This is a genomic window from Streptococcus sp. W151, from assembly GCF_053010205.1.
The window spans coordinates 83,816-97,395 of sequence record NZ_JBRKNT010000005.1 but is presented as its reverse complement, the minus strand read 5'-3'; the positions used below and the strand labels follow the sequence as shown (position 1 = coordinate 97,395).

Sequence of the window (13,580 nt, the reverse complement as noted above, 5' to 3'; positions counted from 1 at the left end):
CCTTTTTATTCAATAGTTATTTGTTCAATACCAGATACTAATTTATCCAGCAAGTATGAAAATTGCTCTTGTTCTTGAGCAGTCAAAATGCGGCTCATCTGATCTTTCACTGCCACATGATAGCGAGGGGGATGTTTGACCAACCGATTATAGGCCATATCCGTCAAATGAATTACAATTTCCCGCTGGTTTTTTGGATTTCGACTCCGATGGACAAACCCTCCCCTTTCCAATATTTTGAAATGCCGGGTTAAAGCCGCTGGATCAATCTGTAAGCGTTCCTGAACCGCGATCTGATTGCAAGGTGCTTGTTCTAATAAATACTGCAAAATTTGATAACGTGTTAAGCTAATCCCTAGTCGCTTTTCAAATAGCTGTGTAGTCGATTGATCTGCCAAACGTAGTTGGTAGAGCAAATCATTTATTTCTGCCATATTCCTTCTCCAAATTATTTTTGATGTATCAATAATTGATTAGTCAATCATATGCTTTTTCTTGTATTCTGGCAAGAAAAAGAGCTTGCACTTTTTTTCACACAAAAAAAGCCGCCTGATTGGGCGACTCTTAGGGAGATTATTATGAAAAAGAAAAGTTTTAGGATTTTTCTAAACAAAGTTAGGAGGTCTTTGTTTATGGTTCTATTATAGCGGACATTTCTTAAAGAAAGCTTACGACTTTGTTTCAAAATGAAAACAATCTCTTTACAGATTCTTTTCAAGGCTTAAAACGCTTGGGATATCCCGTAAAGTTTTCATCTGGTGATTACCTTCATAGTCAGACGTCAAGAAATTGATACTCTGAATCTGGCTATTTCTTGCAAAGTCAATATCCAGGCTCCGATCCCCAATATAGTAGATCTTTTCCGGATGCAACCCGTACTTCTTCATCAGATAAATGGCTGCTTCTGGGTTAGGCTTGCGGGCAAAACCACTTTGACTGGTCAAAATCTCTGTAAAAAAGAATTCCAAACCCAAGTCCCGTAGGATGACCAAGGCATTCTCTCCCTTATGGGTATAGACAAATTGTTCTATCCCAGCATCCTTTGCCCAGGACAGGACATCACGCGCTCCCTCCATCAGAAGGACCTGGGCATTTTTCTCTGCTAGACTTTCTGCTCGGCGAAGATTTAAGTCAGTCACATCCAGTTGATGCTCTGCTGCCACCGCTGCTAAAAGATCTTGAACCGAGTGCTTTAAGATGTAGTCTTTAATGCTGGCTCGGTCAAACGGAAGCTGATAAGATGCATAGGTCTCCTCAAGACCCGCCAGAATAGCATCATAGGAATCCAGCAAGGTGCCATCCAAATCCCAAATAAAAGCTCGTTTTGTCATTTTCTCTCTCCTACTTTTCGTCTATAAAGCTGACTCAAAAATAGCCAGCGAAAGCCATTGTCCAGCAAGGTCCCCGTCCAGACCCCTGGAAGACCCAAGCCAAGGGTTACTCCAAGCAGATAACCAGCTCCAATTCGAATGACCCACATGCCAATGGTCGTTGCATAAAATGGAAGTTTCCCATTTCCTAAGCCTTGCCAAACAGCAGTATAGATGACCGTTCCTGCTGTAAAGGGTGTTCCTAACAAAGAAAAGAGGACAACCGATAGGCTAGCTTCTACCGCTTTCGCATCTTGTGTGTAGAGATGGGTCAGAAAGGTGCCCCCGAAAAAGATACCCAGAGCAATGGGCAACATCAATACAAAGGACAGCCAGTAAGACTGCTTTCGAAGGCGGTCAATCTGCTCAAAATCCCCTTCACCGAGGCTTCGTGCTACGAGCATGACCGTCGCTGTAGCCACTCCAAACACCGGCATGTAGTTAAACTGGGTCAAGGTTTCCCCGATGGCATTTCCGGCGACTGCCTCAGTCCCAAAAGCAACCACGATCGCAATGATCACCACATCTCCAGCTCGCATCATCAGCCGCTCTCCAGCTGCTGGAAGTGCTAGGTTCAAGAGCTTACGATCCAATCCCCAACGAAGGGGAGCAAAGGGTAACTGGACCTTTTGCCACAAGAGGATAACGCCAACCAGACGAGCTAGCACAGTCCCCAAAGCTGCTCCGACAATGCCCCAGCCAAAAAGGAAAATGGCCACAGAGGAGAATAAAGCATTTAAAACATTGGTCAACAAGCTGACATACATGGGAATACGTGGATTGTTGGCTACCCGAACCAGCGAGCCCAGGGTCGTCATCAAGCCTAAGAGAACAATGGTCCCGCCGACCAAGGAAAGGTAAATCCCCCCACTTTCGGCGACTGCAGCTTCCGTTCCCAACAGCGAAATCATCTGGCGTCCAAATAACAGCGAAGCCCCTCCTAAGAGAGCACTCAACAACAAGGTCACCTTTAGGGACTCTGTCGCATGGTAGGCAATGTGGTCTTGATTTTTTTCACCCAAGCTTTTAGACATGACACTGGCAACTGCCGCACCCAGTGCCAAAAAGATGGCCTGATAGATGGTGATGATGTTTCCTGCGACGGAAACACCTGAAATGGCAATCAAGCCCAGGTGAGCCACTAAATAAGAGTCCACCATGCCCATCAGCATTTGTAAGAAATTTTCACCCATGGCAGGAAGGGCAATGTTTAAGATTTTTTTGTATGAATTCATGAGTATATAAAAGAGCCAAACGGCTCTTTTGATCTTTCTAATAGGGAAAATTACAGTCCCAAGTAGTCTTCTACGGCTGCTTGCATGTCTTTAGCAGCTACGCTTGTACGATGGCGAACCGGCGCAGTTTCAAGACCGTCTACAGCCGGTGGCACAGGAACACCTGAGAGGGTGTGTAATTTGGCTAAGGCTTCGAAATCGCCTAGACCTGTCTCGCCCGTCACCGCTTCTACTGCCACAACTGGGAATTTATAAGGACTTGCTGTAGAGGCAATGACTGTTTTAGCAGCATCCCCTGTTTGGGTCCGATATTTTTGATAAACGGCTGATGCTACAGCTGTATGAGGGTCTTCGATGTAATCAGACGCTTCATAGACCCGCTTGATCTCTGCAGCAGTTTCTGCTTCATCTGCATATGCAGCCGCAAACAAATCTAAGATTTCTTCATCAAAGTTGGACAATTGGTATTGACCTGTTGCAACGAGGCTTTCCATCAACTCTTTGGTCTTTGTGGCATCATTGCCTACCAAGTGGAAAATCAAGCGTTCCAAGTTTGAAGACACTAAGATATCCATCGATGGACTAGTGGTTACTTTGAAGCTGCGTTTCTTATCATAGACGCGTGTTTTGAAGAAGTCTGTCAAGACATTGTTCTCGTTTGATGCACAGATCAATTTCCCAACTGGAAGACCGATTTTTTTGGCATAGAAAGCTGCCAAGATATTTCCAAAGTTCCCTGTTGGAACGGTGAAGTTGACTTTTTCTCCCACTGTGATTTGACTTGTTTTGACCAATTGCGCGTAGGCATATACGTAATAAACAATTTGAGGCACCAAACGGCCGATATTCATGGAGTTGGCTGATGAGAATTGCATCTTGTTGGCTGCCAATTTTTCACGTAGTTCAACATCGTTGAACATATGTTTGACATTCGTTTGAGCATCGTCAAAGTTTCCATCAATAGCGATCACATGAGTATTGTCCCCAGTCTGAGTGGTCATTTGCAACTCTTGTACCTTGCTGACACCGTCTTTTGGATAAAAGACAATAATTTCAGTACCTGGAACATCGGCAAAACCTGCCATGGCAGCTTTCCCAGTATCTCCAGAAGTTGCAGTCAAGATGACGATTTTATTTTCCAGACCGTGCTTTTTTGCTGCTGTTGTCATGAAGTAAGGCAAGATCGACAAAGCCATATCTTTAAAGGCTATGGTTGAACCGTGGAAAAGTTCCAAGTTGTATTGGCCATCGAGTTTGACAAGCGGAGCAATGGCTGGCGTATCAAACTTGCTGTCATAGGCATGAGAAATACAGTAGTCCAATTCTTCTGTCGTAAAGTCGTCCAAAAAGGCTGACAATACAAGCTTAGCCACTTCTTGGTAAGAAGCGTCTTTGAGGGTGTTAAAATCTAGCTCCACTTGAGGATAAGAGACCGGAGTAAACAAGCCGCCATCTGTTGCCAAACCTTGAAGGATGGCTTGACTAGCTGTTACGGTATTTTTTTCATCTCGTGTTGATTGGTAAACTAATGTCATGACTGTTTCATTCCTTTACTAGTAGTCTTCTCATTATATCATAAATGTCAGAAAATTTAACGGCTTTTCGCCAAATCTTGGCAAAGGTCGGCAAACAGAATCAAAATAAAAGAGAGCAGGAGCAACCATTTTGCCCCTACTCCCAGATAAATCTTGTCTACCCTTGTCTTTCCCGTTCGATCAAGCCAATCCCAACTCTGCTAAAACAGATGGGAAGTCTTTCTTCAAGCTTTCAAGAGCTACCGTTACTTCTTGACGAGTTTGGTTGTTTTTCACAGTGACTTGACCACTTTCAACCTCACTGCTTCCTAAGGTAATCAAGGTTTTGGCCGCAAAGACATCTGCTGACTTAAATTGTGCCTTGAGCTTACGTCCAAGATAGTCACGTTCTGCCTTGAAACCTTGGATTCGAAGGGCTTGAACCAAGCTAAGCGCTGCTTCATTGGCCTCATCTCCTAGGACGGCAATATAAGCATCTAATCCTGTTTCGATCGGTAATTCAATGCCTTTCTTTTCAAGAACGAGAAGGATCCGTTCCACACCGATACCAAATCCAAAACCAGCTGTCGCAGGGCCACCGAAGTATTCCACCAAACCATCATAGCGACCACCCGCACAGACTGTCAATTCATTGCCTTCAATTTCTGTAATGAACTCAAAAATCGTGTGGTTGTAGTAATCCAAGCCACGCACCATGTTGGTATCGATGACATAGGATACTCCCAAGTCTTCCAACATCCGACGAACCGCATCAAAATGCGCTTGGCTTTCTTCATCTAGATAGTCTAGGATGGAAGGAGCCTGTTCAACCGCCGCCTTGTCTTCTTTTTCTTTTGAATCCAAGACACGAAGCGGATTTTCTTCTAAGCGACGTTGGCTGTCCTTAGACAATTGATCCTTCATTGGCAAGAGATAATCAATCAAGGCTTGACGATAAGCCTGACGACTGGCAGGGCTTCCCAAGGTGTTCAAGTGCAAGGTCACATTGTCAATCCCTAATTCTTTCAGGAATTGCGCTGCCATGGCAATGGTTTCGACATCTGTTGCAGGATTGCTCGATCCAAAGCATTCTACCCCAATTTGGTGGAATTGACGCAAACGACCTGCTTGAGGACGTTCATAGCGGAACATTGGGCCTATGTAATAGAACTTACTTGGTTTTTGTACCTCAGGTGCAAAGAGTTTATTTTCTACATACGAGCGGACAACAGGAGCTGTTCCTTCTGGACGAAGCGTGATATGACGGTCTCCCTTGTCATAGAAGTCATACATTTCTTTGGTAACGATATCCGTCGTATCCCCTACTGAACGGCTGATGACTTCATAATGTTCGAAGATCGGTGTGCGGATTTCATCATAATTGTATCGCGCAAAGACCTTGCGTGCAAAGCCTTCTACATATTGCCATTTTGCTGAATCGCCAGGAAGGATATCCTGGGTCCCTTTTGGTTTTTGTAATTTCATAGCCTTCATCCTTTGTCTTACTTTTGCCTCTATTTTACCACAAATTCGAAGAGAAATGGAGGCTGGACCGCATTTCCTTTGTCCCACACGTTCAAATCATCTTTCTCTTCTTGCCTTATCGGCCGAATTATGAGAAAATGGAAGCCATACTACACTGAAAGGATCTTGCGATGAGAGAGGATATCAAAATCAATGACCGCGCCCTCGCACTAGAAAAGCCGTTAATCGAAAAATTGGAGCTTGTATTTGATACCGATGTTGAGTTAGATGTCTACAACCTAGGACTGATCTACGATATCCATCTAGATGAAGCAGGCACTTGCAAGGTGGTCATGACCTTTACCGATACGGCTTGTAGCTGTGCTGAGAGCCTTCCGATTGAAATCGTCGCTCGCCTAAAAGAAATTGAGGGGATCGAAGATGTCAAGGTTGAAGTAACTTGGTCACCCGCTTGGAAAATTACACGAATCAGCCGATACGGGCGCATCGCCCTTGGCCTTCCACCACGATAATAAGCATTACCTTTTAAAAAATGCATTCAACTAATGAAGGAATGCCTCTTCGGAAATCCGATCCACAATAAAAAACGAGGAACACCAGCTCTACCATCAGAGCCTGTTCCTCGTTTTTTATGATGATTGAATCCATTAAAACTTTTTCAACACCAGAACAAACTAAGCCTCGTCAGCTTTTGGTTCTGGAAGGATTTGATACAGCACAATCCCAAGAATGGTTGATGTTGCAACACCAGTGATTTGAAGGCCCCCGATTTGGAATACCAGACCACCGATTCCTGATACCAGGATCACACTTGCAATCAAGAGATTCTTTTTATTGTCAAAATTAATCTTGTTTTCAACTAAGATTTTCAAACCGCTGGCCGCAATTACTCCAAAGAGGGCGATCGAAATACCTCCCAAGACAGCGGTCGGAATCGAATTCAACAGAGCTGATACTTTACCAATAAAGCTCATGACAACCGCAATCACTGCTGCACCTGCGATGACATATACTGAATAGATCTTATTCAAGGCCATCACCCCGATATTTTCACCATAAGATGTTACCGGAGGAGCTCCGAAAAATCCTGCGATGATTTGTGCCAAACCGTCCCCTGTAAGAGTATGGTCCAAACCAGGATCTTGGAAGAAATCTCGACCTGTCAGACTATTCAAGACCATCACGTGACCAAAGTGCTCTGTCATCGTCACAAAAGCAATTGGAGCCATGGTCAAAATAGCACTTGGGTACAATTTAAAATCATAATTTACAAATGGGATATCAAAACTTGGAATTTGGAACCACTTAGCTGAAGCAACGGATGCAAAGTGGACAATCTCTTGGCCGGTAACCAGACCTAAGACAAGAGAAAAGAGATAACCCACGATCAACCCTAGCAAAATAGGAATCACTCCGATAATTTTCTTACCATACATATTAAAGAGAATAACAGCAAAAAGAGTAACCATTGAAATAAGCAGGCTCGTACCGCTGTATTTTCCATCGATCATGGTTGCATCGCTCACAGCTGTTGAGGCAAGGCTCAAACCGATCACAATGATAATTGGGCCCACTACAATCGGTGGAAGCACTTTATCAATCCAGGCATTCCCAGCAAACTTGACAATCAAGGCCACCAAGAGGTAGACCAAACCACCTGCCATGGCACCTTGGGCAACTGCTGCGATTCCATCTGTTTTCATCAACATCTGCATAGCAGCAATATAAGCAAAACTAGATCCCATGTAGGCCGGAATCTTATATTTGGTCACCGTCAAGTGAGCCAAGGTTCCCAAACCAGATGAGAAGAGGGCAATGGCAGGATCAATTCCAACCAAAATCGGTACCAGTACTGTCGCCCCAAACATGGCAAACAAATGCTGGAATGACAAACCAACCAGCAAGCCTGGTTTTGGCATATCAGATACATCATATTTTACATTATTCACGATCGTAAAAACCTCCTAAAATTCAGATGCAACAGCTTGTAGCTGGACAAAAACATCTACCTTCGATGAGCAAATTGTAAGCGAGCGCTTCATGCTCCATCATCGGCGATTTCTTTTTTATCAAACCACTTTTCAATATACAAAAAAATCCCCCACAACAAGGAGATACACAAAATATAGGCTGGTCTTCCCAGGCCTTTCATTTCCATAGCTCCTTGCCTGCCTCTCTGGACAGTATTAAAGGATTGATTCGATTAGTCACAATTATAGCAAATTATAGACTGATTTACAAGAAAAAATGACAGATGATACACTCAAATCCACCAAAAAGTAATATTCATACGTTTCAGAGACAGGGTCGAAAATAGCCACTTTGAGACAAAAAAAGAGGCTGGGACAAAAGTCCTAGCCTCTCAATTGTTTTTGGATTGTCGAGCAAGACGCAGTGGTTGAGTGCTCAAAGCACTGCTTTGAGGTGACGGATAGAACTTGCGAAGCAAGTATCCTAAGTCTTTGTTCGCTTTTTAAGCTTCAAAGATGCCCTATGTTTCCTTTATCTGCAACCTTCAACAGTCTCCCAGACTGTTGAAGCTGTGCGGAGGTGGGACGACGAAATCGAATTCTAACGAATGACCGATTTCTGTCCCACTCTCTCTTTGGACAAAGTCGTCCTTGCAATTATTGTTTACCAGACTGTTCCATATTCCAGAAGTCGGTAACTGCCCCACGTGATGCTGAAGACACGATATGAGCGTATTTACCCAGAACCCCACGGCTATAAAGTGGTGGCAAGGTTGTTTCAGCCTTGCGTTTTGCTAACTCTTCGTCTGAGACATGCATGGTGATTTCTTTGGTATCTTGGTCAACTGTCACCATGTCCCCTGTGTGGAGGTAGGCGATTGGGCCACCGACCTGAGCTTCAGGTGCGATGTGTCCGACAACGAGACCGTAAGTCCCACCTGAGAAGCGTCCGTCTGTCAAGAGGGCCACCTTGTCCCCTTGGCCTTTCCCAACGATCATAGATGACAAGGACAGCATTTCCGGCATACCAGGACCACCCTTAGGACCCACGAAACGAACGACAACAACGTCGCCATCCACGATTTCATCCGAAAGAACCGCTTCAATGGCAGCTTCTTCCGAGTCAAAGACCTTAGCAGGACCCGTGATGTTGCGAACTTTCACACCTGATACTTTGGCAACCGCCCCTTCTGGTGCCAAGTTCCCTTTCAAGATGATCAATGGACCATCCGCACGTTTCGGATTTTCAAGTGGCATGATGACTTTTTGACCTGGTGTCAAATCAGCGAAGGCTTCCAAGTTCTCAGCTACTGTTTTACCAGTACAGGTGATACGATCCCCGTGAAGGAAACCATTCTTCAGAAGGTATTTCATGACAGCTGGCACGCCACCGACATTGTAAAGGTCTTGGAAGACATATTTCCCTGAAGGTTTCAAGTCTGCCAAGTGAGGTACGCGCTCTTGGAAATCGTTGAAGTCTTCAAGCGTCAAGTCAACGTTAGCTGCGTGAGCGATCGCGAGCAAGTGAAGGGTGGCATTGGTGGAACCACCCAGCGCCATGGTTACTGTAATGGCATCTTCAAAGGCTTCACGGGTCAAGATGTCAGAAGGTTTCAGTCCCATCTCTAGCATCTTCACAACTGCACGACCTGCTTCTTCGATATCAGCCTTTTTATCAGCTGATTCAGCAGGGTGAGAAGAGGAACCGGGCAAGCTTAGCCCAAGGACCTCAATCGCTGTCGCCATGGTGTTAGCTGTATACATCCCACCACAGCCACCAGGGCCGGGGCAGGCATTACATTCAAGATCTTTCACTTCTTCAGCGGTCATATCACCATGGTTCCATTTCCCGATCCCTTCGAAAACAGAAACCAAGTCGATATCCTTGCCGTTCAGATTACCCGGTGCAATGGTACCACCATAGGCAAAGATCGCTGGGATATCCATATTGGCAATGGCAATCATGGAACCAGGCATGTTCTTATCACAGCCCCCGATAGCTACAAAGGCATCCACATTGTGCCCCCCCATAGCCGCTTCGATAGAGTCAGCGATGATATCACGTGACGTTAGGGAGAAGCGCATTCCTGGAGTTCCCATGGCGATCCCGTCCGCAACCGTAATGGTGCCAAATTGGACTGGCCAAGCACCTGCATCTTTCACACCTTCTTTGGCCAATTTTCCAAAATCATGAAGGTGGATGTTACAAGGGGTATTTTCCGCCCATGTCGAAATCACTCCGACAATCGGTTTTTCAAAGCTTTCATCGGTCATTCCCGTCGCGCGAAGCATGGCACGGTTGGGAGATTTTACCATGCTATCGTAGACACTACTACGATGGCGTTTGTCTAATTCTGTCATGTCATTCCTTTCGTTACATTTTTTACCATTATAGCATAAAAGAAGGCCCAAAGACAGATCCAAACTTTGAGATCAACTAGGGAGAAGAAACTTTTCCCAAAAATTTCAATTTTTTTGTCAAGTAACTTTACTTTACAAAAAAGTTTTGTTATACTGTTACAGTTGATGAAAATCAAACCTAATTGAATTTATATCTTAAAAGGAGAAAAACGAAATGGCAGTACCTGCACGTCGCACATCAAAAGCGAAGAAAAACAAACGTCGTACGCACTACAAAGTAACAGCTCCATCTGTAAACTTTGACGAAGCAACTGGAGATTACTCACGTTCACACCGTGTATCACTTAAAGGATACTACAAAGGACGTAAGATCGCTAAAGCAGCATCAGCTGAATAATAGAAGGGAGATACCATGCGCGTAAATATTACACTTGAACACAAAGAGTCTGGTGAACGCTTGTACCTTACTTCTAAAAACAAACGTAACACTCCAGACCGTCTTCAATTGAAGAAATACTCACCAAAACTTCGCAAACACGTTGTGTTTACAGAGGTGAAATAGTGGGTCATTACGTTTCAGTAGAAACGAAAAAACCTTGATTTAACGCGATTCTTGAGTTTTCAAAATTCAATGTATTGCAATAAAAATCAACCGAATGACTACATTTTTGACTACATTTTTTGTGAAATAAATTAGATGTTCGGATATATAAAAGAGACAACAGGGTCAAATCTGTTGTCTTTTTTGTTATATCAATGTTTAGATTTCGGATACCTGTTTCTAAGGGACCTAGGTAGTAGCTGCTCTGCTTCTCCCTCATTAAATGTTTGCTCTTCTTCAACTTGTAAAGCTTTTTGAGCTTGTCTATAAGCACGTAGACTTGTTTTAGGTCTATTTTTATAAACATTGGCAGTCTCTTTAATCAGCTCATCTCTTCTATCTCTAATTTCCTCTATCGTAAAATTATCAAAGTCAACTAATAATGAGATATATTTTTCTCTAATTTCCCATAAAGTGTCAGCTGACTTCTTTAAAGCACTTATCTTACCGTTATCATCTGTTTTAAGATTGTAAGTAGATAAGCATAATAAAACGATACCCGCTATTGAAGAAAAAAACTTCCACCACACATTATGACCAAACAAAGATGAAAAAGCGGGGCTAACTGTTATTGCAGACAAAATAATAGATGTTACTTGTCGAATTTTTGCCCACCATAATATACGAGCTATTTCTTTTTCATCTGTAGTAAAACTGTATACTAACTTGGCGTGTTGTTCAACGATTTGCTGCCATAACTTTTGCTGCATAATATTTTCACTCATAAAAAATCCTCCAAAGGCACATCTATTTTCCCATAAATTTTCACTCTGCCTTGATGTACCCCGTATACTTCTACATAATGATTGCCTTTGAAATTAATAGGTTCAACGATCTTATATGTTCTTTTTACAATTTGACCTCTGATTGCATTTCTACTATTTGCTATCGCTCCAACATTTCTAACCTTCCAATACCAATAAATACCGGGAGCATCTTTAACTGAAAAGATTATTTTTGAGTTAGGTTTTATTGGGATTCTAAATTTATGTGAAATGCTACCTTTCCTAAAACCATTGATCTCTAAACTTGATTGGATTTCAATAGTCTTTTCTATAGCAATATCCCATCCCATTTCATCTGCAAATTGCTCAGTATCTATAGCAGTGCCGATTGGTTCTCTAGTGCTACGGTTTGAGATTGAAACTCTGTCAGTTTGGAAATTTTTTCCAGATAACAGTTTTGGAAATTTTTTTCCAAAGACTTTACTCCAATACTCTTCTGATTTCTGATTATCCCTACAGAAAACAATGGCTGCTTCGCAATTCCTTAGAGCACTCTCTGCCTTACGTTTTATAGCAGTATCAACCTCAATGCTGTAGCTTCCATCTAGTGAGAGTAGAATATTATTATTTTCGATAAATTTTATTACATACCTGAAAAAATCGCGCGACATCCGATCAAAATATACATACCCTGTCTTAGACTCATCCCAAGTTTCAAAAAATTTATAGCTTAATGAATCTATGGCAATTCCATGCAATCTAACATCGTTTGCATCGTTCCATGCACGTAACATACGACAAAATTTTTTTACAGCATAATTATATTGTTTATTCTGGTCCGTTAGTTTATATTGTTCTAGTTTAGGGTCTGTCTCTTCCCAACTACCACCGTCATTAGCATTGGGATATTCATACTTATCTGTACCAGATATTTTAAAAGCTGGTAATACCTCAAAGCGAATACCGTCAGAAAATTCAATACTAACAATCTGTCCATCTCCCTTAACAATCGAATTTGAATAGTGCTTCAATAATTTGCTTTTCAGTTCCTGAAGCAAGGCACTCTGACCGTTTCCGCTATACTTACCAAATCGATCTTTTTGATTTTCTGGAAGCTCTACAAGTAAGTCTATATCACTCAAGTGTATCGCCGTTCCCCGTCCATATGAACCTACCAATATACTATGTGAAACTTCAGAATCCATATTCCAATAAGCTTTGTTAATTATTTTGGTAATTACTTTTACTCTCTCACTTATAGTCTTTACATCATCATCAGAAGTCCTCAAGTTTTTTTCAAACGTTTTAAAGTGTTCAATTACATCAAATTCTATCATCTGTACCTCTGTTTTAATTTTTTATCATGGCTTTACTTTTAAAAGTTTTTTATCTAGCAACTTATATAAGATGATTATACTACTAAATATTAGTTTTTGTCAATATGTTGTGTACTGATATTTAAAGAACACAATATATTGTGTTCTTTAAACGTACAACACTCTAATTTGAATGTAATGATCTGCATACAAAAAGTTAGACAGAAAAAATCTAGCTTTTGGGCTATTTTATTATGAAATCAACTTATGAAGGAATTGAGAAAGCTTTAGACGGCTTTCAAATCAATTTGAGATAAACATTTCTAATCTTCAGTACATGATTAAATTGATTGATAGTTACGGAATTCGTTAAAAAAGGGAAGAATCGTTACTATTCTCCTGAATTAAAGGAAGAAATAAATAGAAAAGGTAGTCTTATAAATACAAAATACTCTGATTTTATATAAAATGTAATTTTTAGAGAAACTTACAGTTTTTAGTTGACATTTCAGTTCTTGTTTGGTAATATATATGTATCAAATACGAATCGAGGTGGTTTAAATGGCTACAAATCCGATGAAAGATAAAACACTTATACTAAAAATTTCTGAAACTCAAGATTTATCTTTGGATGATCTCTTGACCAGAGCAAAGGGGGAGTGGAAAATCGCACCAGATTACAGTGAGGACGTCCAGCGAGTCCTAATCGTATCTACTGGGGAGGATTCTGGGAAAATCATAGCAACGGCTAAGCTATGGACTGATGATTATCGTCGAAGTTACACTGTTAAGTATTACCGAACTCTAACTCAGACTCCTGATGGGGAAAATGTTAGAACTACAAGAAAAATAACGTTTGATACCATGACTCTAGCAGAAGATACTGAACAACTTGTTGGGAAATCAATTCACCCTTTAGGTGGACGGGCAACTGCTTTCTGTAAGCCATTTGAGGAAGTTCAAAAATACCTACATTAAGAGGCTGGGACAAAACGATTTTGAT

13 protein-coding genes and 1 pseudogene are annotated in these 13,580 nt (G+C 42.0%); 5 read left to right on the top strand and 9 right to left on the bottom strand.

The features are described from left to right. Positions 1 to 5: 5 nt before the first annotated feature. From ACVC7Q_RS08200 to hisS, 5 genes are all read right to left on the bottom strand, one after another. Complete coding sequence (locus ACVC7Q_RS08200; RefSeq protein WP_447265513.1) at positions 6 to 434, bottom strand: MarR family winged helix-turn-helix transcriptional regulator; 429 nt, start codon at positions 432 to 434, stop codon at positions 6 to 8. Between the two features lie 267 nt (positions 435 to 701). After that, entirely contained in the window at positions 702 to 1,331 is a 630-nt protein-coding gene (locus ACVC7Q_RS08195) for an HAD-IA family hydrolase (protein ID WP_447265512.1), read from the bottom strand. Then, entirely contained in the window at positions 1,328 to 2,605 is a 1,278-nt protein-coding gene (locus tag ACVC7Q_RS08190) for an MATE family efflux transporter (RefSeq protein ID WP_447265511.1), read from the bottom strand. Before ACVC7Q_RS08190 ends, ACVC7Q_RS08195 begins: the two co-directional genes overlap by 4 nt. 50 nt (positions 2,606 to 2,655) lie before the next feature. Then, entirely contained in the window at positions 2,656 to 4,140 is a 1,485-nt protein-coding gene (gene thrC, locus ACVC7Q_RS08185; protein WP_447265510.1) for a threonine synthase, read from the bottom strand. Positions 4,141 to 4,320: 180 nt separating this feature from the next. After that, entirely contained in the window at positions 4,321 to 5,604 is a 1,284-nt protein-coding gene (gene hisS, locus ACVC7Q_RS08180; protein ID WP_447265509.1) for a histidine--tRNA ligase, read from the bottom strand. 170 nt (positions 5,605 to 5,774) lie between these two features. On the opposite strand from hisS, the gene ACVC7Q_RS08175 reads away from it, so the two are divergent. Next, positions 5,775 to 6,116 carry a metal-sulfur cluster assembly factor gene (locus ACVC7Q_RS08175; protein ID WP_447265508.1) on the top strand — a complete coding sequence of 114 codons (342 nt, stop codon included), beginning with the start codon at positions 5,775 to 5,777 and terminating at the stop codon, positions 6,114 to 6,116. Positions 6,117 to 6,278: 162 nt separating this feature from the next. On the opposite strand, the gene ACVC7Q_RS08170 is transcribed toward ACVC7Q_RS08175, so the two are convergent. Continuing rightward, positions 6,279 to 7,553 carry a uracil-xanthine permease family protein gene (locus ACVC7Q_RS08170; protein WP_156671956.1) on the bottom strand — a complete coding sequence of 425 codons (1,275 nt, stop codon included), beginning with the start codon at positions 7,551 to 7,553 and terminating at the stop codon, positions 6,279 to 6,281. A gap of 678 nt (positions 7,554 to 8,231) precedes the next feature. Continuing rightward, positions 8,232 to 9,935 (bottom strand): dihydroxy-acid dehydratase, encoded by a 1,704-nt coding sequence (ilvD, locus tag ACVC7Q_RS08165; RefSeq protein ID WP_049472637.1) that lies wholly within the window; start codon positions 9,933 to 9,935, stop codon positions 8,232 to 8,234. A gap of 214 nt (positions 9,936 to 10,149) precedes the next feature. Between ilvD and rpmF the strand changes: the two genes are divergently transcribed. Continuing rightward, positions 10,150 to 10,332 carry a 50S ribosomal protein L32 gene (rpmF, locus tag ACVC7Q_RS08160; RefSeq protein WP_003009516.1) on the top strand — a complete coding sequence of 61 codons (183 nt, stop codon included), beginning with the start codon at positions 10,150 to 10,152 and terminating at the stop codon, positions 10,330 to 10,332. A gap of 15 nt (positions 10,333 to 10,347) precedes the next feature. Next, a complete protein-coding gene (gene rpmG / locus ACVC7Q_RS08155; protein ID WP_001265622.1) occupies positions 10,348 to 10,497 on the top strand; it encodes a 50S ribosomal protein L33 in 150 nt (49 codons plus the stop codon). Between the two features lie 191 nt (positions 10,498 to 10,688). Here the strand turns inward: rpmG and ACVC7Q_RS08150 are convergent, their stop codons facing one another. After that, entirely contained in the window at positions 10,689 to 11,261 is a 573-nt protein-coding gene (locus ACVC7Q_RS08150) for an SLATT domain-containing protein (RefSeq protein WP_447265507.1), read from the bottom strand. After that, positions 11,258 to 12,598 (bottom strand): SMODS domain-containing nucleotidyltransferase, encoded by a 1,341-nt coding sequence (locus ACVC7Q_RS08145; RefSeq protein WP_447265506.1) that lies wholly within the window; start codon positions 12,596 to 12,598, stop codon positions 11,258 to 11,260. The genes ACVC7Q_RS08150 and ACVC7Q_RS08145 overlap by 4 nt, the downstream gene beginning before the upstream one ends. Before the next feature lie 262 nt (positions 12,599 to 12,860). On the opposite strand from ACVC7Q_RS08145, the pseudogene ACVC7Q_RS08140 reads away from it, so the two are divergent. Both ACVC7Q_RS08140 and ACVC7Q_RS08135 read left to right on the top strand, forming a co-directional pair. Further along, positions 12,861 to 12,996: pseudogene (locus ACVC7Q_RS08140) on the top strand (IS3 family transposase); the annotation flags it as partial. 142 nt (positions 12,997 to 13,138) lie between these two features. Next, positions 13,139 to 13,555 (top strand): hypothetical protein, encoded by a 417-nt coding sequence (locus tag ACVC7Q_RS08135; RefSeq protein ID WP_049475253.1) that lies wholly within the window; start codon positions 13,139 to 13,141, stop codon positions 13,553 to 13,555. Positions 13,556 to 13,580 lie beyond the last annotated feature (25 nt).